The following is a 24,084-nucleotide window of genomic DNA, read 5'->3' as shown; positions in this document are numbered from 1 at the left end:
AACGCCAGGAAAACGTGGCTTAGCGCAGCGCCGCGTGGAACTCCCGCAGGGCCTCGATGCAGGCCTGGGGCTTTTCGTAAGTGGTCCAGTGGCCGCATCCGTCCAGCACGATGCGGCGGCTGCCTGCCATGCGCGCGGCCAGGGCCTCGACATTGCCGGGCGGCGCCACGCCGTCCTGATCGCCGGTGACCAGCAGGGCCGGTGCGCCGATAGTCTCGACGGCGGCCGGCTGCGCATCCGCCAGCGCCTCGCAGCTCTGCGCATAGCCTTGCGGCGGTTGGCGCATCACGCTCTCGCGCACGAGCGCCAGCACGGCGGGTTGATCCTGCTTGGTCTGGGCGCTGGTCGCGCCTTTGACGATGGCGTCGGCGATCTCCTGCATGGCCGCGTCGCCGCCGCGCGCCAGCTCCGCACGCGCGCGGATGCCGGGCCGGCCCGCGTCGGACGGAGCGGCCAGCGGGCCGAACAGGGCCAGCGACTTGACCCTGCCCGGATGCGCCACGGCAAGATGCTGGGCCACGACGGTTCCGAGCGAATGGGCGGCGACATGCGCCACATCGATATCCAATGCGTCCAGCAGTCCGACCAACGCGTCCACGTAGGTAGCGATGGACAGGCGCTTTTCGCCCAGCGGCGAACGAGCGCTGCCCGGTAGATCAGGACGGATCACGCGGAAACCGTCGAAGGCGCCCATGACGGGCGTCCAGGTATTCGATGAACCGCCCAGGCCGTGTATGCACAACAGTGCCGGCCCTTCGCCGTCGATTTCCACGGCCATGCCGTTGACGTGTTGCGTGCTCATGCTGCCGCCTCCCTTTATCTGAACAGTCGCTGTTTGCATCGGCACCGCGCCGGCAATTTTTCAGGACTGTATCGGCGCAGGCGGTGGCGCGCTTATCGCTGCGTGCGCGGACTTATCGCAGAGTCAGATTTTGTGCCTAGTGAATACACCTAGCGCGGACAAACGCGTAAACGCCCATAAAATTCCCTGAGCGCCGCACCCGCCCGCACGCAGGCCCTGGCTTGCGCGACGAGGCGATAAGAAAAACGGGAGACAGACATGCAGGAGACCTACGCCTTGCACGAAGGCGCGTTCGGCCGCGCCGTTGTGCTGGAACTGCGCGACGACCTGATCGCGCACGCGCATGCGGAAGTGCAGCTGGCCCTGTGGCTGGGCGGCGCGCGCGTGCTGGGGCATGTCGGCCAGACTCCGGTCCCCTACAGCGAACACCTGGCGCTAGGCACCAATACGTACGAATCGCACGACGCCAGGCTACTCGAACGGTCGGGCCCGGCCATCTTCCTGGTGCTCTACATCGCCAAGCCCTGGCTGGACGAACGGCGGGCCGCCACGGGGCGGCCATTCCACTTCGCCGCGCCGGGCGTGCCCATCGACGCGGCGGTGCGCCAGGGCTGTTGGCGCTTGCTGGACAAGATCGTGGCGCCGCAGGACCACCCCGGCGCGGACCTGGATGCCGAAGTCGAGGCCTTGCTGCAAGCGGCAATCGAATCGTCGATCGAACCGGAGCGCCCACGCAACCAGATGCCCGCGACGCCGGCGCTGGACCGCCGGCTGCGCGCGGCGATCGCCTACATGCGCGAGCACGCCCATGAACCCATCACGGCCGAAGAAGTCGCCAGCCGCGTGGGCCTGTCGCGCGGCCATTTCTTCGCGCTGTTCCGCGATCAGCTCAACACCACGCCGCAAGTTTTCTGGAGCGCCGTGCGCGTCGAAGAAGCCGTGCGCCTGCTGGTACACCAGGAGCAGCCCCTGACCTCCGTAGCGCTGGACCTGGGCTTCTCCACGCCCGGCAATTTCTCCCGCTTCTTCCGCGAGCACATGGGCGTGTCGCCGTCGCGTTTCAGGCGCGCGGCGACGGGCGCGGCGCAGCATCTGCTGACCGGGGTTTCCTGAGCCGCTGGCCGGCCGGACACTGCCCTGCCCGCGCCTAGGCGGTTGCGGCAGGCGCGCGCAGCCGCAAATCCACGGCGTCCTGGCCCGGACGATCGCGGTTGAAATGCGCCCCGCGGCTTTCACCCCGCGCACTCGCCGCCCGCACGATGAGATCAGCCGCCAGAGCCAGGTTGCGCAGCTCCAGCAGTTCCAGGCTCAAGCCCTCGCGCAACAGCCGCGCTTCCGTCTGTGCTCGCAGCGGACCAATGAAGGCCGCCGCACGCGCCAGCGATGCATCGCTGCGCAGCACGCCCACGTCCCGGCTCATCAGTTGTCGCAGGTCGCGCCGCAGCCGCGCCAGATCGGGCGACGCCGGCACGGCGATTGCGTCGGGTGCCGGAGTTCTGCGGGAAACATCGGCCCGCTTCTGCCCGAGTATGTCTTGCGCCGCAGCCCGCCCCGTCACCACACATTCCAGCAACGAATTGCTGGCCAGGCGGTTGGCGCCATGCAGCCCGGTGCAGGCGGCCTCGCCCACCGCGTACAGGCCGGGCAGGTTGCTGCGCCCGGCCATGTCGGCGGCGATGCCGCCGCAGGTGTAATGCGCGGCGGGCGCAACCGGGATGGAAGCCGTCGTGATGTCGATGCCCAGCGCCAGGCAGCGCGCCCGGATGGTGGGAAAGTGTTCCCGCAGGAATTGCGGCGATTGGTGGCTGATGTCCAGCTGCACGCATTCCAACCCATGGCGTTCCATCTCGCCCTGGATCGCGCGGGCCACGATGTCGCGCGGCGCCAGCTCGGCGCGCGCATCGTGCGCCGGCATGAAGCGCGCGCCGTTGGGCAGGCGTAGCACACCGCCCTCGCCGCGCACGGCCTCGGAGATGAGGAATCCGCCCGCCTGCGCGTGGTGCAGGCCGGTAGGATGGAATTGCGTGAACTCCATGTTGGCGATCTGGCAGCCCGCGCGCCAGGCCATGGCGATGCCGTCGCCGGTCGCGGCCGGCGGCGCGGTCGTCGTCTGGTATGCCTGCCCCGCGCCCCCCGTGGCCAGCACGACATGGCCGGCCGTTGCGTCGAAGATCCGCCCGCTGCGCAGGTCCAGCAGGCGCACGCCGCGGCAGCGCGCCGCGGCCGTACCCGCGGCGCCGTCCAGAATCAGGTCCACGGCGCAATGCGCCTGCAGCAGCGTGATGCCGGATTGCCGCCGCACTCGGTCCTCCAGCGCCGCGACGATGGCGCTGCCGGTCGCGTCCGCCGCGTGCGCGATGCGGCGCAGGCCGTGCCCGCCTTCGCGCGTCAGATGCAAGCCGCCTTGCTCCAGGGTAAACGCGACGCCCTGCTCCTGCAGCCAGACGATCGCGCCGCAGGCCCGGGAGATGATGTGCCGCGTGGCCGGCAAGTCGCACAGGCCTGCGCCCGCGACCAGGGTGTCGCTGACATGCGCCTCGATGCTGTCGTCCGCGCCCAGCGGCGCGGCGATGCCGCCCTGGGCGCGGTTGCTGGCGCTGTCGCGCAACTCGCCCTTCGACACGAGGGCGACCCGCCTGCGCGGGGCCAGTTCCAGCGCCGCGGCCATGCCGGCCAGGCCGCTGCCGATGATGATGACGTCGAATTCCATGAGCGGACCTCCGGTAGTCCTTAGGCCGGCCCGACGCTGGCGTATAGCGCCGTGTCGCGTGCGAAGTCGCCGCTGGCCTGCACGCGGCGCTTGCGTTGTTCCGCGAAGTCCAGCATGCGGTCGATCGGCGCCTTGGCGCGCAGGCCCAGCGCGGGGTCCAGCGTGATCTCGTTGCGGCCGTGCTCCAGTGTCTCGGCAAGGTTGCCCAAGGCGTTCATCGCCATCCAGGGGCAATGCGCGCAGCTCTTGCAGCTGGCGCTGTTGCCCGCGGTGGGCGCGGCCAGGAAGGTCTTGCCGGGCGCCTGCGCGCGCATCTTGTGCAGGATGCCCTGGTCGGTCGCGACGATCAGCAGCCCGGCGTCGAACTTGCGCGCGGCCTCGATCAGCTGGGTGGTCGAGCCCACCACGTCCGCCTGCGCCAGCACCGCCGCGGGAGATTCCGGATGCGCCAGCACCTTGGCCTGGGGATGCTCGGCGCGCAGCAGCTCCAGTTCGGTGCCCTTGAACTCGTCATGCACCAGGCAGGACCCCTGCCACAGCAGCATGTCGGCGCCGGTCTGGCGTTGCACGTAGTCGCCCAGATGGCGGTCCGGCGCCCAAAGGATTTTCTCGCCGCGCGCATGCAGGTCGGCGATCACGTCGAGCGCGATCGACGAGGTGACGACCCAGTCCGCGCGCGCCTTCACCTCTGCGCTGGTATTGGCGTAGACCACCACCGTCCGGTCCGGATGGGCATCGCACCAGGCGGCGAAATCGGCGGCCGGACAGCCCAGGTCCAACGAGCAGGTGGCGTCCAGGTCCGGCATCAGGATGCGCTTGTCCGGGCTCAGGATCTTGGCGGTCTCGCCCATGAAGCGCACGCCGGCCACCACCAGCGTGCGGGCCTCGTGGTCGCGGCCGAAGCGAGCCATTTCCAGCGAGTCGCCGACGCAGCCGCCGGTCTGTTCGGCCAGCTCCTGCAACTCCGCATCGACGTAATAGTGGGCGACCAGCACGGCGCGTTCACGCGCCAGGAGTTCGCGTATGCGCGCCACGCAGGCGGCGCGTTCATTGGCTGGCAAGGGTTCGGGCACGCGGGCCCAGGCCTGGCCGACGGCGCTGGGGCAGCTAGTCGTGGCAGGCAGATCGAATTCGACGTACCGGCGGTTGGGGGTGTCCATGGACGCGTCTCCTCGCGAAATATTATGCTCATATTGAGCATTTAATGGTCAAAAAAAGAGCACGGTTTATGCTAGTGTTGAGCATAAACCGTGTCAACGTCTCTTTTGTTACGCCGCCGCGCGCCTGCGCCGCGGCCCGCCAGGCCTCAGATGAAGATCGAGCCGCGCAGGTACAGCGCCGCCTGGCCGCTGATGATCACCCGGCCGTTATCCAGCACCTCGCATTGCAACTGGCCCTTGCGCGCCCCGCCCTGCTGCGCGCTCAGGCTGCGCTTGCCCAGGCGCTGGGCCCAGTACGGCGCCAGCGAGGTGTGCGCCGATCCGGTCACCGGATCCTCGTTCACGCCCACCCGCGGCCCGAACCAGCGCGTCACGAAATCGAATTGCGCCGACGGCGCCGTCACCGCCACGCCGCGCGTCTCGAAAGCCGCCAGCGCGGCGAAGTCCGGCTTCAAGGCATCGATCCGCGTTTCATCGTCGATCACCACCAGATAGTCGTCCGTCTTGTAGAACGCCTGCGCGCCCGGCAGGCCCAGCGCCTGCAGCAGACCCGGCGGGATCTCCTGCGCTTCGGGCCGCTTGGCCGGAAAATCCATCGCCAGCCGGTCGCCCGCGCGGCGCACCTGCAGTTCGCCGCTGCGCGTGGCAAAGCGCAGCACGTCTTCCGTTGCGCCCAGCTGTTCGAACAGCACCCAGGCCGACGCCAGCGTGGCATGGCCGCACAGGTCCACCTCCACCGCGGGCGTGAACCAGCGCAGCTCGTAGACATCGCCCTTGCGCACGAAGTAGGCGGTTTCGGACAGATTGTTTTCTTCCGCGATGCGTTGCAGCGTTTCGTCCGGCAGCCATGCCTGCAGCGGCACGACCGCCGCCGGATTGCCGCCAAAGGGCGCGGCGGTGAAAGCGTCTACCTGATAGATGTCGAGTTGCGGCATGGCGGATCCTGGTTGATGGCTGAGGTTACGCGTCGGAACGCAAGCCGGCATTTTCCTATGAAAACGCCGGCTCCGGCCGTGGCGGCCCGCCCGCTACACCGTCCGCACGAACAGGCCGCGCAGCTTGCTCCAGAAATCCCCGCCCAGCACGAAGAAGCTGGCGATCAGCATGATGTCTCCGACCAGCTGGGCCTGCCACAGATTGGGCCGCAGGCCCGGCCACATTTCGTCGATGTAGGGTTCCAGCACCGAGGTCAGGATGGGCAGGAAGAACATGACCAGGCCGATGGCATGGCGCACGGGGCCGACCTTCTGCACGGGCGCCAGCTTCTTGGCATGGCCGAACACGATGGACTTCAGCCGTTGGAAGCCTTCCTTGCCCATGACGGCGATGCAGCTCAGCAGCAGCACCTTGTTGGCGATGAAGATGGTGCCGGTCAGCGCGGCGATGCGCGGGCCTGGCACGTCCAGGTAGCCCGCCACCGGGATGAGGAACCACAGGGCGAAGGCGATGATGAACAAACCTATCCCGCATTTGAAGCGCCAGCCCGCTGCGGGCGCGGGTTGGACCGGTTCGTCTGGCAATGGCATGGCTGCCTCCTGGTCAAGCGTTTGAGGGGACTGCGGTTGAAGGATTCGCTCCAGGCTTCGGGCTGCCCGACGCCCGCGATTCGAGCAGGCGCAGCATCAGGCAGGCGTAGAGCGTGACGCCGATGAACAAGCCCATGCGCACCGCGAACGCGGTATAGACGTCCTTGCCGGCGGCGCTATCCTGCACCGACTGGCCCAGCAGGATGATGAGCGTCACCAGCGTGTTCAGCCAGAAGCTGGGGGGATGGCGGGTCGGACTCAGCCGGTAGAGCTTGCGCGCGGCGATGAGGCCGAACAGCAGCATCCAGAGAAAGAACATCCAGAGGTTCACGAACAGGCTGAGGGCGCACCAGAAAGCCACTGCCAGCGCGCCGCCCAGCAAGGTCGAGCCCAGCAGTTCGCGGGCCGCGCCCTGCGCGGCGGTGACGCAGCTCTGCCGCCCCAGGCTGACCGATTTCAGGATGATGGGCATGTAGCCCAGCGGGTCGGTCAGCGCCAGCAGGAACGCCGGCATCACAACGAGCGAGGCGCGCAAGGCCAGGCGGCTGGCCTGGTCGGGCGGCAGCACGGGCGCCGCCGGCGGCGCGGGCGCGGCCGCCGGCTCGGGAAACAGCAGGTGGCAGCCGCCCAACACCAGGACCGCGACCAGCAACCCTTTGCCCAGCGCCTCGATCACCAGGGAAGCCAAGGCGAAGTCGACGGTGCCGGCGGCGGAGATCATGGTCAGCCCGATGATGAGGAAGGTCGACAACAAGCCATTGCCGCCGCGCAGCCCGTGGCGAAAAGCGAAAAAAAGGCAAAGGGCGATGAGCAGCACGCCGCTCAAGGGGTAGTAGCGCAGCAAGGGACTCAGCAGCAATCCGATCGCGGTGGTAAGAAGCGCCATCAGCATCAGGCCCAGCCCGCTCCTGAACGAGAGGGGCCGGTTCATCGACGCCAGCAACATGACGCCCAGCACCGGCGCGACCATGGCGATGGGCAGGTCCAGGCCATAGCTGATGGCCGTGCAGAAAGCCGCGCCCGCGCCCACACGCAGCGCGCGGCGTCCGCGAGGATCGGGATCAGTACGCATAGGAAAGCCAGCTCATCAGCCGCATGTACGCGCGGCCCAGCAGGTTGAGCGGATTGCCGGAACTGGGAAACGCCATGACCTCGGCCTGGCCGCCCACGCGCACGCCGCTCAAAGCCGGCAGGTCGTCGCGATCGAATTCCACGATCACGGGAAAGCGCTGCGCGGGCCGCAGCCAGTCGCGGCTGTTCTGCACCGTGGGCAAGGCGCCGGGCGGCGTGCCCGGTCCCACATTGACGCCATACCCAACGCTGCGCACGCGGCCCTTGAAGATTTGCCCGGGCAGCGCGTCCAGGATGATGGACACCGGCGTGCCGGGCTCTACGTGGCCCAGGTTGTTCTCGGTCATTTCAGCGCTGATCCAGACGTCGTGGATCGCGATCAGCGTCATGACGGGGTTGCCGGCGGCCGCGAACTGCCCGGTGTCGGTGCGCAGGTCGGTGATCAGGCCCGCCGAACGCGCCCGCACCTGCGTGTTGGCCAGGTCCAGCTCGGCCTTTTCCAGGGCAGCGGCGGCGCTGCGCAGCTTGGCGTTGTCTTCCTCGCTGCCGCCTTCCTGTTCGCGCGCGCGCTGCACCTCGGCGCGCGCGGCCGCGACCTGGCTGATGGCCTGCGTCAGATTCGCCCGCGCGATTTCCAGCCGCCGCAGCGATACGGTGCCCTGGTCCTCGCGGTACAGCCGTTCGAGCCGCGTGCTGTCCTGGCGGGCCTTCAGCTCATTGGCCTGCGCCGCGCGCAAGGAAGCCTGTGCCGAATCGATGCCCGCCGTGCCGGCGCCGATCTGCCGGCGCGTGGACTCCAGGTCGGCGCGGGCGCGATCCACGGCGATGCGGTAGTGCTCCGGGTCGACGTCGAACAGCGTCGCGCCGGCCTCGACATCCTGGTTGTTGCGCACGTACACCCGCGTCACGCGCCCCGATACCTCGGAAGCCACCGGCACGACAAAGGCCTGCACCCGCGCCTGCTGCGTGTAAGGCGTATAGCGGTCGGCCAGCAGATACCAGGCCAGGCTCAGCACGATGAACAGAACCGTCCATCGGACGCCCTTTTTCGCGGGATCGGGCGCGGGGGCTGCGGCGGGCTGGGACGGCGAGTCACTCATCGGGTCGCACCTTTTGCGCGGACAGGGCTGTTGGGGAGGCAGGCGCCGGCTCGGATAGCAGATCGCCCCAATCGGTACGCTGCCGCATCTGTTCGCGGGTCGCCGGGTCGAGCACCGGTTCCGCGCTATACCAGCCGCCACCCATCGCCTTGTACAGCGCGATGAGATCGCTTACGGCGCCGCCCCGGTTCACGACGTAGGCGTCCTGCTGGACGGCCAGTGCCTGCTGCGCGTCCAGCACCCGCTGGAAATCGGTATAGCCTTCGCGGTAGAGCGCGTTGGCCAGCGTGAGCGAACGCCCCGCGGCCTGCGCCGACTGTTGCAGGATGCCGTCGCGCTCCAGCGCCTTGATCAGGCCGCTGGCCGCGTCGTCGGCTTCGCGCGCCGCCTGCCGGACGTCGTCCTGGTAGGCCACGATCAGTTGCTGCAGCCGGGCATCCTGCACCCGCACATTGTTCTGCAGGCGGCCGTGGTCGAATACGTTCCAGCTGAGGACCGGGCCGGCCAGCAGCGCCGCGCCGCCCGCCGTGCCCGCCAGCGAGGTGGCGGACCAGGCGATGCTGCCCAGCAGGGTCAGCGAAGGATAGAGGTCCGCTGCGGCCACCCCCACCTGTGCCGACTGTGCGGCGATGCGCAGTTCGGCTGCGCGGATGTCGGGACGGCGCAGCAGCAGGTTGGCGGGCACGTCCTGCAGCACGGCGCGGTCGATCAGCGGCACCTCCGCCGTCTTGTTGTCCAGTTCCGGCATGGGTCCGGGCGGCCGGCCGACCAGGACCGCCAGGGCGTTGCGGGTCCGCATGATCTGGCTTTCGAATTCGGGAATGGTGCCCAGCGTGCTCAGGTACTGCGTGCGGGCCTGCTGCAGGTCCAGTTCGTCGGTCTCGCCGCTGCGGAACAGCTTTTGCGTGATCTCGTAGCTGCGCTTCTGGATGGCGGCATTGTCGCGGGCGATCCGCAGCCGCGCCTCGGCGGTGCGCAGCGCGTAGTAGCTTTCGGCCACCTGGGCGTGCAGCAGCACCAGCACGTCGTCGCGATTGGCCTGGGCCTCGAAGTACAGGGCGTCGGCCGACTCGATGGCGCGGCTGAACCGGCCCCAGAAGTCCAGCTCCCAGCCTATGTCGAAGCCGGCGCTGTATTGCCAGAAGCTGCTGGGGCGCGGATTGCCTTCGGCCGAGCGCGAGGACCGGTGCTGATACAGGGCATTGGCCCCGATCACTTGCGATTGCGGGTAGCGTCCGCTTTGGGCGATGCCCAGCTGCGCGCGCGCTTCCATGATGCGCAGGCCGGCGATGCGCAGGCCCGCGTTGTTGGCATCGGCCTGGGCGATCAGGGCTTCCAGGACGGGGTCGCCGAAAATCTGCCACCACTGCCGGGCGTCCGGCTGCTGTTGCTGGAGGCTGGCCTGCTGCAGCGCGGGAGTGCTCCAGTCCGCGACCCAGCTGGTGCGCTGGGGCTCGAAGTCCGGCCCCACACGCATGCAGCCGCCCAGGCAGAGCATGCCGATCAGCAACAGCCGATTCAAACAGATCAGCGGCGACATCGGTTATCGGGTCCGTGTAGAGCCTGACCGCCATGGTCCACGACGCAGCTCCGACCTTGCCGGAGCGCTGTGCGCGAATTGATTCTATTGGCCTTTTCCGCTTCTCGCCAGAGGATAGTATCGATGCAAGCACTAAATAAAACGAACTGCTCCTACCTGCCTGTGTACAAAGGGCAACGGTCGGCGCTAAAGTGAAAAATTCCAACGTTCCGACCGTTTCCCCGCAGCATATTCTGGAGTGCCATCATGAACGCTCAGAAGAAGGCAGCAGCAGAGGACAAGCAGCCGGCGCAAGCCAAGCTTTCGGGAAAGCAATACGCCGAGGAACTGGCCCGGCTGCACGTGGAGCTGGTCAAGCTCCAGGAATGGGTCAGCCAGACGGGCGCCAAGGTCTGCATCATTTTCGAAGGACGCGACGGCGCCGGCAAAGGCGGAACGATCAAGGCGATCACGGAGCGGGTCAGCCCGCGCGTCTTCCGCGTGATCGCCCTGCCCGCCCCTTCGGACCGCGAGAAAACCCAGATGTACATGCAGCGCTACCTGCCTTACCTCCCGGCGGCGGGCGAGGTCGTGATCTTCGACCGCAGTTGGTACAACCGGGCCGGCGTCGAACGGGTAATGGGGTTCTGCTCCAAGGACGACGTCAAGATCTTCCTGAAAGGCGTGCCGCTGGTCGAACGGGCCATCGTGGGCTCGGGCATCATCCTGCTCAAGTATTGGCTGGAGGTCAGCGAAGAAGAACAGACCCGCCGGCTCCAGGCCCGCATCAACGACGAGCGCAAGATCTGGAAGCTGACCAAAATGGACCTGGATTCGTACAGCCGCTGGTACGACTACTCGCGCGCCCGCGACGACATGTTCGCGGCCACCGATACCGGCGTGGCGCCCTGGTATGTTGCGCAATCCGACGACAAGAAAAAGGTGCGCCTGAACATCATCAGCCACCTGCTCGCCCGCATCCCCTACAAGCGCATGCCGCGGGCCAAGGTGAAGCTGCCCAAGCGGCAGAAAGCCGGCGGCTACCGCGACCCGGGACATCCCTTGCGCATGGTCCCCGCCAAATTCTGAGCGGTGCGCCTCTGACGCCCGCAGGCTTCCAAGGAGAACGCTCATGGCCGCCCTGCTGATCAACCATGTGGAAGAAAGCACCTCCGACGAGGACATCCGCGGTTTTCTCATGAAATACGGCTTTCCATCCTGCGACCGCATCCAGCGGGTGCCTAGCGAGGGCGAACGGCCCGCGGTCCTGGTGACGTTCGATGGCGCCGGGCCCGAGGAGCTGCGCGCGCTGGCGCCCCGCATACACCAGGTGTTCTGGAAGAACCATACGATCGCCGTGCTGGTGATGCGCGAGCCCATCGAATAAAGGTCCGCATCGGCCCGGCCAATCGTGACCAGATGTGCCGTTTAAGGGTTTCCCCCAGGATTTCGGTTGTCGATTTCCGGTCAACTCGTACGTCGTGTCAGTACGCACAACTTTCCTGAAAGGCGAACTTACCATGACTACCGGAACCGTAACCCTGCATCGCGTCATGCGCGCGCCGGCCGAACGCATCTATCGGGCCTTCCTGGAACCCGACGCGATCGCGCGCTGGCTCCCTCCTTACGGCTACACCTGCCAGGTCCATCAACTGGATGCAAAGGTCGGCGGCATGCACAAGATGTCGTTCCGCAACTTCGGCACGGGCCACAGCCACGACTTCGGCGGCGAGTACCTGGAATTGTCGCCGGGCCAGAAGATCCGGTACTCGGACCAGTTCGACGATCCGAACCTGCCCGGCCGCATGCAGACCACCGTTACGCTGCGGCAGGTCGCCTGCGGCACGGAGGTAAGCATCGTGCAGGAAGGCATACCGGCGGCGATACCGCCGGAGATGTGCTACCTGGGCTGGCAGGAGTCGCTGGCGCAGCTGATGCGGCTGGTCGAACCGGAGATTCCCGATTGAGGAGTGGGCCTGGCCGCCCTCACGTCTTTCTGGCGATGAACTGCACCACGCATGCCGGACCCGTGTGGAATATGCCTTCGACCACGTCGCGTTCGATTTCCTGCGAAAGCAGCACCTGGCAATTCGGGAAGTCCTGCTCCAGGTCCTCGCGCGCCATGAGCATGTCCGCATCTGGAGGCCCGCCCGTGCCGCGACCCAACTGCGCTTTCCGGTATGCCTCCAGCAGGATGATGCCGCCTGGCCGCAGGGAGCGTTCCGCCAGGCGGTGCAGCCTCCTGCGCACGTGGCTGGGCATGTGGGCGAAGATCGACACCACCGCGCCGAAGGATGCCGGCGGCGGCTCGTACCCGGCGAAGTCCGCCGTTTCGGTGCGGATCGATACGCCCTTCGCCCCCGCCAGCCTGCGCGCCTTGGCGAGTCCAACGGCGGAACCGTCCACACCAAGCACGTCCAGGCCCAGCGAGGCCAGGAAGACGGCGTTGCGCCCCTCTCCCTCGGCCAGGCTGAGCACCGGCCCGGACAGCAAGCCGGCGTTTTCCGCCAGGAAAGCGTTCGGCTCGGTTCCATACACGTATTCGTCGACGGCGTAGCGTTCATCCCACATATGCTTGAACTCCCAGGTTGTTGGTCACGGCTCAGGGCAAGGGAACACTCCCGTCCGTCTCGTGCCGGAATGCAGATAGTCTTTCACTTCAAGTCGACTTGAGGTCAAGCGAAAGGAGCCCACGCATGGCAGAAAAATCCACGGCGAAATCCGTGAAGGCCACCAAGAAAGCAGATTCGCAACCCGTCCTGCTGTCCGGCGGCAATCCGCAGATCGCCAAGGGCGCGGGCGACGCGCCGGTGCAGGCCTATATCGCGGCCATGCCTGGCTGGAAGAGCGATCTCGGACGCCGCCTGGACGCCTTGATCGAGCGCGCAGCGCCCGGCGTGCAGAAGGCGGTCAAGTGGAATTCGCCGCTGTATGGCATGGACGGCCAGGCCTGGTTCCTGAGCATCCATTGCTTTACCAAGTACGTGAAGGTGGCGTTCTTTCGCGGCGCGCAGCTGCGGCCCGTGCCGCCGGGACCGTCCAAGAGCCAGGACACGCGCTATCTGGATATCCGTGAGGACGATGAGCTGGACGAAGCGCAGTTCATGGACTGGGTGCAGCAGGCCTGCGCGCTGCCCGGCGAGCGGATGTAGGCGCGGCCCCTGGCATTCAGCCCCCTTGGGCCGCGACGCTAGCGCCGCGCCCGGCGCGTTTTCCCGGAGACGGCCTGCGGCGCGGCCGCGCCCGACAGCAGGTCCTGCACCAGCTCGATGACCCGCTCGGCGGTCGGGGACAGGGTACGGCGCGCGCGGTGGATGACGCTGTAGGTCAGCGGGCCGGCGGCGGGATAGGACAGCGGCAAGGGCTCCAGCACACCCTGCGCAAGTTCGGACGCGATAGCCTCGCGCGTGCAGAACAGCACCACGTCGCTGCCCAGCGCCACCTCGCGCAACGTCGCGACGCTATCGCATTCGAAGGCGATGGGCAGGTCTTCCGGCCGTGCCACCTGATACAGCCGGGCCAGGTACTCGCGCGCCCGCAGCGGCAGGTCGGTGGCGGCCAGCCGGTACTGCGCCAGCGCGGCGCGCAGGCGCGGCTTGCCCAGGCCCTGCAGCGGATGGCCGGCGCGCGTGAACAGGCCGCCATGCTGCGGAGGCAAGGGCCGCACCGAAAAGTCGTCGGGCGGCGGCAGGCTGTGCGTCACGGCCACCGCGAAATCCAGCTTGTCCTGCAGCAGCTTGTCCAGCAGGCGCTGCCAGCTTTCGATCTCGACGTGCACGCTCAGGCCCGGATGCTCGCGCGCGATGCGCACCAGCAGCGGCGACAGGAATCCGGCCGCCGGAAACGCCCCCACGCCCAGGTTCACCCGGCCGGTGTCGTGGCCGCGGATCAACTCGGCTTCGCGCCGCAGGTCGCGGGTTTCTGCCAGGATGCGCTGCGCGCGCTCCAGCACCATGCACCCGGCCTGCGTGGGCGTGACGCCCGTGGACGCCCGGTCCACCAGCACCAGGCCCAGTGAGTCCTCCAGCGACTGGATGCTGCGCGTCAGCGCGGACTGCGTCAGATGCAGCCGCTGCGCCGCGCGGGAGTAGTGCTTTTCCTCGACGAGCACGGCGTAGTGCTGGAGCGACCGTATTGTGAGGCTCATGTATTTTTCTCATCAATATTGCGCCAAATATGCATTTGATTGAGCGCAAAGGCAAGACTACAAAAGACTTGCAGCGACGGAAGATTGCAGCACCGGCGCCCTGTGGTGAACCTCATTCCAGAGCAATGCCAGACATTGCCTACCCCCAGGAGGAGACAAGATGAACCGCAAGTCGTTCTTGAAGCTGTTGGGTAGCGGCGGGGCTGCCATGCTGGGCGCCCTGGCCTGTCTTTCGGCGGCCGCCGCCCCCGTCACCCAGGCGCCGCCCTGGCCTGGCGGCGGCAAGCCCATCCGCCTGGTAGTGCCGTTTCCGGCCGGGTCCGGGTCCGACGCGCTGGCGCGCATGCTGGCGATGAAGGTCACGCAACGCACCGGGGCGCCGGTCATCGTCGACAACAAGCCCGGCGCGGGCACGATGATAGGCGCGCAGGAAGTGGCCCGCGCCAACCCCGATGGCTACACCCTGCTCTACACCATCGTCGTCACGCACACGCAGAATCCGCATCTGTACAAGAAGCTGCCCTACGACCCTGTCAAGGACTTCACCCCGGTCATCCAGGTGGTGCGTTCTGCAACCGTGCTGGTCGCCAACAAGGACGCGCCCTTTTCGACCACGGCGCAGATGATCGACTACGCGCGGGCCAATCCTGGCAAGCTGAACTTCGCTTCCTACAGCCCGGGGTCCACCTCGCATCTGAACGGCGAAATACTCAAGCAGCAGACCGGCATCGACATCGTGCACGTGCCCTACAAGGGCACGGCCGACGCCAGCCGCGCGCTGCTGGCGGGCGAGGTCCAGGTCTACTTCGACGGCACGGCCACCGCCGTGGAAAACGCGCGCGCCGGCAAGGTCAAGCTGCTGGGCCCGGCCACCGACCGCCGCCTGAGCGTGCTGCCGGACCTGCCCACCCTGAAGGAGCAAGGCATACCCGGGCTGGACATCGTCGGCTGGCAAGGCATCTTCGGCCCCGGCGACATGCCGCCCGCGCTGGCCGAGCGCGTGGCCCAGGTGTTCCGCGAGGCGCTGGACTCGCCCGACGTAACCCAGAGCATCGTGTCCCAGGGCAATGAAGTCAGCGGCGCGGGTCCCAAGGAGTTCGCGCAGATCGTCCAGCAGGACAGCGAACGCTGGGGCGCGGTGATCAAGCGCATCGGCCTGGTCCTCCAGTAACCGCGGCACGTATCGAAAGGAGAGCGCAATGCATGATCTGGTCATACGCGGCGGCACCATCGTCGATGGATCGGGACGGCCCCGCTACCAGGCGGACCTGGCGATCGAGGACGGACGCGTGGTCCAGGCCGAAGGCCGGGCCGGCGCGGCGCGCCGCGAGATCCGCGCCGACGGCTGCCTGGTGGCCCCGGGCTGGGTGGACATCCACACCCACTACGACGGCCAGGCCACCTGGGACCCGTATCTCAGCCCTTCCACCTGGCACGGCGTCACCACGGCCATCATGGGCAACTGCGGCGTGGGCTTCGCCCCCGTCAAACCCGAACGGCGCGAATGGCTGATCAAGGTCATGGAGGGCGTCGAGGACATACCCGGCTCGGTGCTTTCCGAAGGCATCCAGTGGGATTGGGAGACCTTTCCCGAATACCTGGACGCGCTGGACCGCCGCCCCAAGGCCCTGGACGTGGGCGCACAGATCCCGCACAGCGCGGTGCGCGCCTACGTGATGGGCGAACGCGCCATCCACCACGACGAGGCCTCGCCCAGCGACCTGATCGCCATGCGCGAAGTGGTGCGCGAAGCGCTGACCGCCGGCGCGGTGGGCTTCTCCACCTCGCGCACCTTCCTGCACAAGTACGACGAACGCAAGTATCCGCCCGGCACCTTCGCCACCGGCGAGGAGATCACCGCCCTGGGCTCGGTCATGGGCGAAGTCGGGCATGGCGTGTTCCAGATGACCGCCAACCATCCCGCCATGGAAGGCGAAATGCCGTGGCTGGAGCAGCTGGCGCGCCACAACCGCCTGCCCGTGCTGTTCAACCTGCAGCAGACCGACGCCGCGCCCGACGTCTGGAAGCAGATCGCCGGCAGCCTGGACCGCGCGCACCGCGCAGGCGTGCCGCTGCTGGCAGGCATCAGCGGACGTCCGCTGGGCATCCTGTTTTCGTGGCAGAGCACGCTGCACCCGTTCATCGCGCATCCCAGCTATCAGGCGCTGCATGCCCTGCCGCTGGCGGAAAAGCTGGCCCGCCTGCGCGACCCCGCCACGCGCAGCCGCATCATGAACGAACAGCGCGGCCTTCTGGACCGCCGCGCTGAAACGCTGTTCAGCAGCTTCCACAAGATCTTCCGCCTGGGCAGCGATCCCGACTACGAACCGCTGCCCGAGGAAAGCGTGGCCGCAATGGCGCAACGCAGCGGCCGCGCGCCGCTGGAGATCGTCTATGACCTGATGCTGGAGAACGAGGGCCAGGCGATCCTCTACTACCCGTCCTTCAACTATTCGTACGAGAACCTGGACCACCTGCACCAGCTGATGCAGCAGCCCTACACGGTCAACAGCCTGTCCGACGGCGGCGCGCATTGCGGCTACATCTGCGACGTGAGCATGCCCACCTTCATGCTCAGCCACTGGACCCGCGACCGCCGCCGCGGCCCGCTGCTGGAACTGGAGCATGTGGTCAAGCGCCAGACGCGCGACACCGCCAGCGTGTACGGGCTGCTGGACCGCGGCCTGCTGCAGCCCGGCTACAAGGCCGACGTCAACATCATCGATCCCGATGCGGTGCGCGTGCACTGCCCGGAGATGGTGTTCGACCTGCCGGGCGGCGGCCGCCGTTTGATCCAGCGCGCCGACGGCTACGTGGCCACGCTGGTCAATGGCCTGCCGATCTTCGAAGGCGGCGCGGCCACCGGCGAACTGCCGGGCAAGCTGCTGCGCGGAGCGCGCAGCCAGCAGGCTTGAAAGACGCGAAGCCGGCCCGCGCCGCGCGCCAGTCTCAGGCGCGCGGTCGGTCCGGCGTGTACTGCCCCAACAGCCCGGCGACCCAATCGATGAACACGCGCAGCTTGGCGCTCACGTGCCGGTTGGGCGGAAACGCCACGTACATCGGCATGGAATCCAGGCGCCAGTCCTGGAACAGCGGCACCAGCTCGCCGCTGTCGACGTGGGCGCGTGACATGTAGTCCGGCAACCACAGCACGCCCAGCCCGGCCAGGCCGGCCGCCAGATAGGCGTTGCCGTCGTCGACCGCCAGCACGTAGCGCCCGTGCACCTTGAGGCTTTCGCCGCCGCGGCGCATGGCGTAGGGCAAAGCCTTGCCGTTGCGCGCCCACAGAAAGCCCACGATACGGTGATGCGTGTCCTCCAGCTCGCGCGGATGCGCCGGCGTGCCTGCGCGCTTCAGGTACTCCGGCGCCGCGTACACGCCAAGCAGCAAGTCGCCCACGCGCCGTGCCATCAGCGACTGGTCGGTGAGTTCGCCGCCGCGCACCACGCAGTCGACGTTCTCGCCGATCAGATCGACGATCCGGTCGCTCACGCCCATGTCCAGCTGGATGTCGGGATATTGCGCATGGAACGCCGGCAAGGCCGGCACCAGGATCATGCGCGCCAGCGGGCTGGGCACGTCCACGCGCAAACGCCCCCGCGGCACCGCCGACGCCCCGGACAGGCTGGTCTCGGCATCGTCCATGTCGGCCAGCAGCCTCAGCACGCGCTCATAGTAGGCGGCGCCGTCGGCGGTCACGTTGACCTTGCGGGTGGTGCGGTTCAGCAGCTTGACGCGCAAGCGCGCCTCCAACTGCTGCACCAGTTGCGTCACGCTGGTCTTGCTCATGTGCAAGGTCTCGGCCGCCTTGGTGAAGCTGCCGGTTTCCACCACGCGGACGAAGGCCTGCATCGCGTCGAAACGGTCCATCTCTGCTCCCGCTCTTCCTGATTATTTGGATTCTACAAACAGTGATGGACGGACTTGCCCGTTTATCGCGGCAACGGGGGCACCTAAAGTGCCTACATCGTCAATCCCGGGCCGGATGCGGCCCATAGATGGAGATAGCCATGACCCAACGCGACGTTGTTTTTCCCCCGGGGCGTCACGCCTTGTATGAGCGCGACCGCTATTCACCCGCAATTCGTTCCAATGGATTCCTGTTCGTCTCGGGACAGGTGGGCAGCCGCGAGGACGGCACGCCCGAGCCCGACCTGCAGGAGCATGTGCGGCTTGCGTTCCGCAATCTGCAAGCCATCCTGGCGGCGGCCGGCAGCAGCTTCGATGACGTGGTCGACGTGACGGTGTTCATGGTCGACCCGGCATCCCGGTTCGAGACGATCTGGCAGGTGGTGCCGGAATTCTGGGGCGTGGCGCCGTACCCGGCGCTGACCGCGGTGGGCGTGACCTGGCTCAACGGCTTCGACTTCGAGATCAAGGTGATCGCGAAACTGCCGCAGACGGCCCAGGACTGATCCGGGCCGTCGCGCTCACACTACGCCGACCCGGATCACACCAGCGATGGTCTGCGCCGCCTGTTGCAAGGCGGGCACCATGTCCCCTTCCAGCCGGTTCCCTGCCACTTCCGGGGCGGCCACCGAAATCCCCACCGACAACAGGCGCGAGCCGGCCTGCGGCACGGGCACGGCCACCGACACCTGGTTGCTGTCCGGATAGTCGAACCGGGTCCACTGCCCCGGCCCCAGGCGCAAGCCGCCGGCCAGCGCGCTCGCCGGCGGCAGCACGCTGCCCACGCGCAGGTTCATCACCACCAGGCGGCGGCGCTCGGCCGGCGCCATGGCGCGGCCGATGATGATCACGCCTTCGGGGTTGGCCTCGCCCAGGTTGGACGTGCCTGAATAGGCGTCGGCCAGGTTCTGCAGGATCTCCTGCACGGCGTCCGTCACTCCCAGGCTCTCCATGGCCGCGAACCCCAGCTCGAAAACCAGCGGCGTAAGCCGCCAGCGGCTGTCTTCGCGCGCCGCGTAGCCCTCTTCTTCCAGCGTCTGCAGAAACCGCAGCACGGTCGCGTGCGGCAGGTCGACCGCGCGCGCAAGTTCGGCCAGCGTGGGTCGGCCGTTGCCGCGGAAGGTCCGCATGATGGATAGACACCGCTGAATCGATCTATTATTCTTCAATCGTTCACCTAATAAACGTATTGATCACTAGGTGAACAATACACATAAACGATGCTCCCGGCAAGACCGGCGAGCCCGGGAAGGAGACATAGCTATGAAACGCATCGCACTCGCCTTGGCGGCGGGTCTCGTGTTCTGTACGGGATCCGCCGCAGCGCAAGCAAGCTGGCCCGCGCAGCCGGTCAAATGGATCGTGCCCTACCCGCCGGGCGGATCGACCGACATGCTGGCCCGCTTGGTCAGCCACAAGCTCGGCGAACGGTTGGGCCAGCCAGTCATCGTCGAGAACAAGGCGGGGGCCGGCGGCAACATAGGCACCGATTTCGCGGTCAAGCAGCCGGCCGACGGCTACACCATCGTGATGGGCAATATCGGCCCCATTTCCATCAACCCCGCCCTCTACCCGGACCTGCCCTACAAGCCGCAGCGGGACCTGGCGCCCGTCACGATGCTGATGAGCGTGCCCAACCTGCTGGTGGTCAATCCCGCGTTGCCGGTGCGTTCGGTGCAGGAACTGATCGCCTACGCGAAGAAATCGAAAGCGCCGCTGGACTACGCCACCCCCGGCGCGGGCACCTCGCTGCACCTGGCGGGCGAATTGTTCGCCGCGTCGGCGGGCGTGCGCCTGACCCACGTGCCCTACCGCGGCAGCGCGCCGGGCCTGAACGACACCGTGGCGGGCCACGTGCCGATGATGTTCGACAACATGCCCTCGGCGCTGCAACTGGTGAAGGCCGGCAAGCTGCGCGCGCTGGCGATCACCAGCACGGCGCGCTCGCCGCAGCTGCCCGACGTGCCGACGATGGCCGAGGCAGGCCTGCCGGGCTACGAGATCGCCGGATGGTTCGGCGTGCTGGCGCCTGCCGCCACGCCCAAGCCCATCATCGAACGCCTGAACAAGGAACTGCTGGCCGTGCTGGCCATGCCCGACGTGCGCGAACAGATAGGCGCCATGGGCGGCATCATTTCGGCCGAAGGGCCGGCGGACTTCGGCCGCTACATCGCGGCGGAAACCGACAAGTGGGGCGCGCTGGTGAGCAAGGCGCAGATCAAGCTTCAATAGGCAAGGAGACAAGCATGACCACGTATCGCCATCTGGAAACCCAACCGATAGCCGGCGCGCTGGGCGCCGAGATCCGCGGCATCGACCTGTCGCGGCCGCTATCGGACGATCAGTTCGACGAAGTGCGCAACGCACTGCACGAGCACCTGGTGGTGTTCTTCCGCGACCAGCAGTTGACGCCGCAGCAGCACATCGATTTCAGCTCGCGCTTCGGCGAGCTGCTGGAAGTGCCCTTCGTGCGGGCGCTGGAAGGACACCCGACCATCCTGCCCGTGATGAAAGGCCGCGCGGAAACCACCCGGCGCCTGTTCGGCGGCCTGTGGCACACGGACATGAGCTATGCCGAAGAGCCGCCGCTGGGCTCGGCGCTATACGGCCGCGTCATTCCGCCCTACGGCGGCGACACCATGTGGGCGAACATGTACCGCGCCTACGACGCGCTGTCGGACCGGCTGAAGCAGATACTGGACGGGCTGGGCGCTGTGCACAGCGCGGTGCGCTCCTATGGCGCGGGTGGCGCGGTGGTGAACAACGGCGACCCGGCCCACAAGATGGACGTGCGCACCGACGACCGCGCCGCCAGCGAAGTGATCCACCCCGTGGTGCGCGTGCACCCGGCCACCGGCAAAAAGGCGCTGTATGTGAACAGCACCTATACATTGCGCTTTGACGGCATGACCCAGGAAGAAAGCGAACCCCTGCTGCAGTTCCTGTACCGCCACGCGGCGCGGCCGGAGTTCACCTGCCGCTTCCGCTGGGCGCCGGGCTCGCTGGCGCTTTGGGACAACCGCTGCACCCAGCACCTGGCCATGAACGACTATGACGGCTTCGACCGCGAGATGCACCGCACCACGATCTCGGGCGACCGGCCGATCGCGGTCGCGCGCTGAACGGTCGGGCCGGTCAGGCGGGATGACTCAACGCGGCGGCTTCAGCGGCAAGAGCCGCCGGTAGCCCGCCGGCAGCGGCTGGGCGGCGTGCTCCGTGACGGTGCGCGCCAGCCGCTGCGCCAACTCCGGCGGAAACGGCTTGGCGCGCCGCGTTTCCAGATCCACATGCAGTGACAGCTGCTCCATGGTGGCAGCGACGTAACCATCGCGGGTCTGCATCAGCTCCATCAGACACAGCAGGCGCTTGTCGTCCGCTTCCAGCAGCCGGATGCGCAACGCGAGCGGATCGCCCGCCAGCACTTCACGCAGATAAGCCACGTGCACGTTCATCGTGTAGATGCCGCAGCGCGTGGCCTCGGTGTAGTCCAGCCCCACCCCGACCTCGCGCAGCAACTGGAAGCCGACGCGGTCGAAGATGCCCACGTAATGGGCGGCATTCATGTGGCCGTACTCGTCGATCCAGGCGGGATCCACGCTCAGGGTCGTGGACGGAAGGGCTGATGTCATGGTTTCCTCGGCGGCGGGGTTGTAATCAGCCCATGACCTTAGCCGACGTCCGCTGGCGGATCAACGTCTGCGTCGTCGCGGCGGAAGGTCCGCCGAAGGTGGTCCGTCCTGTGCGCCGCGCGCCAGCCGGCCATCGCCCATCGAACTACTTCTTTGCGCCAGCCGGCGCCGGCCAGACGGCCGATGCATCGCTGCGCCGCCGGAACAATAGTCCATACGTGCACGGTCACCTTGCCGATAGGCGAACGGCGTCATATCCCGCACCCTGGCGGACAGGCGTAAATAGACAAGTTCGCGTCTTGATTCTCAAGGCGACGCTGACAACGCGCGGGGGCGCGCGCTCGAGGTCGGGGAACCAAGATGAATATCCTGTTGGCGTTCGCGCCGTTCATCGTGTTTGTCATCATTGAAAGAACCGTCGGTGTGCTGGAAGGGCTTGCTGCCGGCACCTTCGTATCCGCCGGGCTGGTGCTTCGCGACTGGCTCAGCCCCGAACGGCGCATCAAGATCCTGGAAACCGGCACGCTGCTACTGTTCACAGGACTGACCCTGTATGCCCCGATGGCGGACGGGGATTCCTGGACGATCGCCCAGGCGCGCCTGCGGGTCGACGCAGGAATACTGGTCCTGGTGTTGCTGACCCTGGCGCTGCGCCGGCCGTTCACACTGGAATATGCGCGGGAAAAAGAACCGGAATACGTCTGGAAGAACCGCCGCTATGCCCGCATGAACTATGCCGTGGCCACGGCCTGGGCGCTGGCGTTTGCGAGCATGGTGGCGGCCGACGCGCTGCTGCTGTACAAGCCCCAATTGCCGCAGGCGGTCGCCATCGCAGTGACGGTGGCGGCGCTGGCCGGCGCAATGAAATTCACCGCTTGGTATCCGGACAGGGTGTCGGCGACCACGCTAAGGTAGCGCGCCCGAACCCGCGGATGTCGCGGCGCGCGATACCCGGTCGCACCGCATTGCGCTAAAGCCGCTACTGGAAGTGGTAGCGCTCGCGATAGCCCACCGGCGACATGCCGCAGTACTTGTTGAAAATATCCCGGAAGGCCTTGGTGTCGTTGTAGCCGACTTCGTACATGACTTCGGCCACGCTCTTGCGCGAGGTCTCCAGGCGCTTCTTGGCCGCCTCCACCCGCACCCGCTGCACGTACTCGACGATGCTGTTGCCGGTTGCCTGGCGAAAGCGGCGCTCCAGCGTGCGGCGTCCCATGGCGTGGCGGTCCGCCAGTTCCTCGACGGTGATTTTTTCCGTGTAGCGGCCTTCGATGTAATCCTGCACCGCGCGCACGACCTCGTCGGCGTGGGCCTTCTGCCCCACGAACACCGCGAATGGCAACTGGCTCTGGCGGCTCCAGTCCAGCTGGAAGTACTTGGCGCACCAGATGGCAGTGTCGCGGTCGGTGTATTTTTCGATCAGATGCAGCACCAGGTGCGCGGCTGAGAACGCGCCGCCGCTGGTGTAGATACCGTTGTCCGCCATGACGACGCGGTCGCTGACCCATTGCACGTTGGGAAACATGCTGGCGTAGAGGTTCTGCGCCACCCAGTGGACCACCGCCTGCTGGCCGTCCAGGACGCCGCCCGCCGCCAGCAACGCGGCGCCCATGCACAGGCTGGCGACTTCGCCGCCATCGCGGTGATGGCGTGACAGCCATTCGATCAGTTCGCGGTTGGACAACACCGCGTCGGACACCGAGCCCAGCAGCGGCGGCGCGATGCAGATGTCGATGTCGTGGGCATCGGCCAGGACCATGTCGGCCTGCACCGTGATGCGGCCTTGGTCCAGGCGGACTTCGCGGTTCACGGCCAGGGTGCGCACCGTGAACCGGGGTTCGCGCCCGTGCGCAGCCAGGTATTCGTTGGCGACCAGGAAGCCATGCCTGGCGGTTTCCAGCGAGGCGATGTTCGCCCCCAGGGGCAGTAGGAAGGCGACGTTTTTCATCCTGCAAAGCATACGCCTGCCAGCTGTCGCAATCCACCCTCAAGATTGTCGCAATCGCCTATCTGAGATCGCCGCCGATCCCGATACAGTGACACTTACCGGAATGAGATCCGGGCAGCGCCAGGGGCGGCTTGCGGGGCGTCCTGGCGCGGAACAGAACAACGTGGATCAAGGAGTTACTGATGGAAAAGTATGTAGACGGCTTCCTGCTGCCCGTGCCCAAGGCCAACCTCGAAACCTACCGGAAGATGGCGCAGCAGGCGCAGACAGTGTGGCTGGAGCACGGCGCCCTCGACTACCGGGAATGCGTGGCCGAAGAGATCGACAAGGAAGGTTTCGCCGCATTCAGCGCCGCTGCCGGCGCGCGCGAGGACGAGACGGTGGTGTTCGCCTGGATCACCTACGCCAACAAGGCGGAGCGCGACCGGATCAACGCCAAGGTCATGTCGGACCCGCGCCTGGCCGAGAACTGCTGCGAAGGCGTGTTCGATTTCAAGCGCATGTGCTGGGGCGGCTTCGCCACACTGGTAGGCAACTGAGGCGGCAGGATCTTTCCCGCCCGT

At 67.1% G+C, this 24,084-nt stretch carries 26 protein-coding genes; 12 read left to right on the top strand and 14 right to left on the bottom strand.

The window, feature by feature from the left end:
• Positions 1–19 precede the first annotated feature (19 nt).
• Entirely contained in the window at positions 20–802 is a 783-nt protein-coding gene (locus IB258_RS05595) for an alpha/beta fold hydrolase (RefSeq protein WP_192352276.1), read from the bottom strand.
• A 258-nt stretch (positions 803–1,060) separates the two neighbouring features.
• Here IB258_RS05595 and IB258_RS05590 point away from each other — a divergent pair, with 258 nt between their 5' ends.
• A complete protein-coding gene (locus IB258_RS05590; RefSeq protein WP_054452761.1) occupies positions 1,061–1,915 on the top strand; it encodes a helix-turn-helix domain-containing protein in 855 nt (284 codons plus the stop codon).
• Positions 1,916–1,949: 34 nt separating this feature from the next.
• Here the strand turns inward: IB258_RS05590 and nadB are convergent, their stop codons facing one another.
• The 7 genes from nadB to IB258_RS05555 form a co-directional block, all read right to left on the bottom strand.
• Positions 1,950–3,512, bottom strand: a complete 1,563-nt coding sequence (gene nadB / locus IB258_RS05585; RefSeq protein ID WP_119449957.1) for an L-aspartate oxidase — start codon at positions 3,510–3,512, stop codon at positions 1,950–1,952.
• Positions 3,513–3,532: 20 nt separating this feature from the next.
• The gene (gene nadA / locus IB258_RS05580) at positions 3,533–4,672 is read right to left on the bottom strand and encodes a quinolinate synthase NadA (RefSeq protein ID WP_125470548.1); all 1,140 of its coding nucleotides are present in this window, start codon (positions 4,670–4,672) and stop codon (positions 3,533–3,535) included.
• 146 nt (positions 4,673–4,818) lie between these two features.
• A complete protein-coding gene (locus IB258_RS05575; RefSeq protein ID WP_175163126.1) occupies positions 4,819–5,607 on the bottom strand; it encodes a PhzF family phenazine biosynthesis protein in 789 nt (262 codons plus the stop codon).
• 93 nt (positions 5,608–5,700) lie between these two features.
• Positions 5,701–6,198: a transporter suffix domain-containing protein gene (locus IB258_RS05570; protein ID WP_119449960.1), complete on the bottom strand. Its 498-nt coding sequence runs from the start codon at positions 6,196–6,198 to the stop codon at positions 5,701–5,703.
• Between the two features lie 13 nt (positions 6,199–6,211).
• Entirely contained in the window at positions 6,212–7,270 is a 1,059-nt protein-coding gene (locus IB258_RS05565; protein WP_175214097.1) for a DUF2955 domain-containing protein, read from the bottom strand.
• The gene (locus IB258_RS05560) at positions 7,260–8,369 is read right to left on the bottom strand and encodes an HlyD family secretion protein (RefSeq protein WP_175181812.1); all 1,110 of its coding nucleotides are present in this window, start codon (positions 8,367–8,369) and stop codon (positions 7,260–7,262) included. The genes IB258_RS05565 and IB258_RS05560 overlap by 11 nt, the downstream gene beginning before the upstream one ends.
• A complete protein-coding gene (locus IB258_RS05555) occupies positions 8,362–9,909 on the bottom strand; it encodes an efflux transporter outer membrane subunit (RefSeq protein WP_054452776.1) in 1,548 nt (515 codons plus the stop codon). The genes IB258_RS05560 and IB258_RS05555 overlap by 8 nt, the downstream gene beginning before the upstream one ends.
• 246 nt (positions 9,910–10,155) lie before the next feature.
• Here IB258_RS05555 and ppk2 point away from each other — a divergent pair, with 246 nt between their 5' ends.
• The 3 genes from ppk2 to IB258_RS05540 all read left to right on the top strand — a co-directional run bounded on the left by ppk2 (position 10,156) and on the right by IB258_RS05540 (position 11,855).
• Positions 10,156–10,977: a polyphosphate kinase 2 gene (gene ppk2 / locus IB258_RS05550; RefSeq protein WP_119449962.1), complete on the top strand. Its 822-nt coding sequence runs from the start codon at positions 10,156–10,158 to the stop codon at positions 10,975–10,977.
• A 43-nt stretch (positions 10,978–11,020) separates the two neighbouring features.
• Complete coding sequence (locus IB258_RS05545; protein WP_054452780.1) at positions 11,021–11,275, top strand: hypothetical protein; 255 nt, start codon at positions 11,021–11,023, stop codon at positions 11,273–11,275.
• Between the two features lie 133 nt (positions 11,276–11,408).
• Positions 11,409–11,855 (top strand): SRPBCC family protein, encoded by a 447-nt coding sequence (locus IB258_RS05540; protein ID WP_054452782.1) that lies wholly within the window; start codon positions 11,409–11,411, stop codon positions 11,853–11,855.
• Positions 11,856–11,874: 19 nt separating this feature from the next.
• On the opposite strand, the gene IB258_RS05535 is transcribed toward IB258_RS05540, so the two are convergent.
• Entirely contained in the window at positions 11,875–12,459 is a 585-nt protein-coding gene (locus IB258_RS05535) for a cyclopropane-fatty-acyl-phospholipid synthase family protein (RefSeq protein ID WP_119449963.1), read from the bottom strand.
• Between the two features lie 125 nt (positions 12,460–12,584).
• Between IB258_RS05535 and IB258_RS05530 the strand changes: the two genes are divergently transcribed.
• Positions 12,585–13,040 (top strand): DUF1801 domain-containing protein, encoded by a 456-nt coding sequence (locus tag IB258_RS05530; protein ID WP_192352275.1) that lies wholly within the window; start codon positions 12,585–12,587, stop codon positions 13,038–13,040.
• A gap of 38 nt (positions 13,041–13,078) precedes the next feature.
• On the opposite strand, the gene IB258_RS05525 is transcribed toward IB258_RS05530, so the two are convergent.
• The gene (locus IB258_RS05525; RefSeq protein WP_054452788.1) at positions 13,079–14,035 is read right to left on the bottom strand and encodes a LysR family transcriptional regulator; all 957 of its coding nucleotides are present in this window, start codon (positions 14,033–14,035) and stop codon (positions 13,079–13,081) included.
• A 160-nt stretch (positions 14,036–14,195) separates the two neighbouring features.
• On the opposite strand from IB258_RS05525, the gene IB258_RS05520 reads away from it, so the two are divergent.
• Positions 14,196–15,206, top strand: coding sequence for a tripartite tricarboxylate transporter substrate binding protein (locus IB258_RS05520; protein WP_119449964.1), 1,011 nt, complete (start codon positions 14,196–14,198; stop codon positions 15,204–15,206).
• 28 nt (positions 15,207–15,234) lie between these two features.
• On the top strand, positions 15,235–16,950 hold the full coding sequence (locus tag IB258_RS05515) for an amidohydrolase family protein (protein WP_119449965.1): 1,716 nt from the start codon (positions 15,235–15,237) through the stop codon (positions 16,948–16,950).
• Positions 16,951–16,984: 34 nt separating this feature from the next.
• Here the strand turns inward: IB258_RS05515 and IB258_RS05510 are convergent, their stop codons facing one another.
• Entirely contained in the window at positions 16,985–17,905 is a 921-nt protein-coding gene (locus IB258_RS05510; RefSeq protein ID WP_125470557.1) for a LysR family transcriptional regulator, read from the bottom strand.
• A gap of 140 nt (positions 17,906–18,045) precedes the next feature.
• Here IB258_RS05510 and IB258_RS05505 point away from each other — a divergent pair, with 140 nt between their 5' ends.
• A complete protein-coding gene (locus tag IB258_RS05505; RefSeq protein ID WP_054452797.1) occupies positions 18,046–18,450 on the top strand; it encodes a RidA family protein in 405 nt (134 codons plus the stop codon).
• 15 nt (positions 18,451–18,465) lie between these two features.
• Here IB258_RS05505 and IB258_RS05500 read toward each other — a convergent pair whose 3' ends face one another.
• Positions 18,466–19,113: an IclR family transcriptional regulator gene (locus IB258_RS05500; protein WP_225590294.1), complete on the bottom strand. Its 648-nt coding sequence runs from the start codon at positions 19,111–19,113 to the stop codon at positions 18,466–18,468.
• 94 nt (positions 19,114–19,207) lie between these two features.
• Between IB258_RS05500 and IB258_RS05495 the strand changes: the two genes are divergently transcribed.
• Positions 19,208–20,176: a tripartite tricarboxylate transporter substrate binding protein gene (locus tag IB258_RS05495; RefSeq protein ID WP_119449967.1), complete on the top strand. Its 969-nt coding sequence runs from the start codon at positions 19,208–19,210 to the stop codon at positions 20,174–20,176.
• Positions 20,177–20,190: 14 nt separating this feature from the next.
• Positions 20,191–21,066, top strand: coding sequence for a TauD/TfdA family dioxygenase (locus IB258_RS05490; protein ID WP_175181806.1), 876 nt, complete (start codon positions 20,191–20,193; stop codon positions 21,064–21,066).
• A gap of 27 nt (positions 21,067–21,093) precedes the next feature.
• Here IB258_RS05490 and IB258_RS05485 read toward each other — a convergent pair whose 3' ends face one another.
• Entirely contained in the window at positions 21,094–21,573 is a 480-nt protein-coding gene (locus tag IB258_RS05485) for a thioesterase family protein (RefSeq protein WP_119449968.1), read from the bottom strand.
• Positions 21,574–21,933: 360 nt separating this feature from the next.
• On the opposite strand from IB258_RS05485, the gene IB258_RS05480 reads away from it, so the two are divergent.
• Positions 21,934–22,488: a hypothetical protein gene (locus IB258_RS05480; protein ID WP_054452807.1), complete on the top strand. Its 555-nt coding sequence runs from the start codon at positions 21,934–21,936 to the stop codon at positions 22,486–22,488.
• A gap of 64 nt (positions 22,489–22,552) precedes the next feature.
• Here IB258_RS05480 and IB258_RS05475 read toward each other — a convergent pair whose 3' ends face one another.
• Positions 22,553–23,533: a GlxA family transcriptional regulator gene (locus IB258_RS05475; RefSeq protein ID WP_125470559.1), complete on the bottom strand. Its 981-nt coding sequence runs from the start codon at positions 23,531–23,533 to the stop codon at positions 22,553–22,555.
• A 170-nt stretch (positions 23,534–23,703) separates the two neighbouring features.
• Between IB258_RS05475 and IB258_RS05470 the strand changes: the two genes are divergently transcribed.
• Complete coding sequence (locus IB258_RS05470; RefSeq protein ID WP_054452811.1) at positions 23,704–24,060, top strand: DUF1428 domain-containing protein; 357 nt, start codon at positions 23,704–23,706, stop codon at positions 24,058–24,060.
• The last annotated feature ends 24 nt before the right edge of the window (positions 24,061–24,084 follow it).

The sequence above is a fragment of the Achromobacter sp. ACM02 genome (genome assembly GCF_014851605.1).
Classification (GTDB): domain Bacteria; phylum Pseudomonadota; class Gammaproteobacteria; order Burkholderiales; family Burkholderiaceae_B; genus Achromobacter; species Achromobacter aegrifaciens.
Note: the sequence above shows the minus strand (reverse complement) of the source record. Positions and strands in the feature narration are given on the sequence as shown.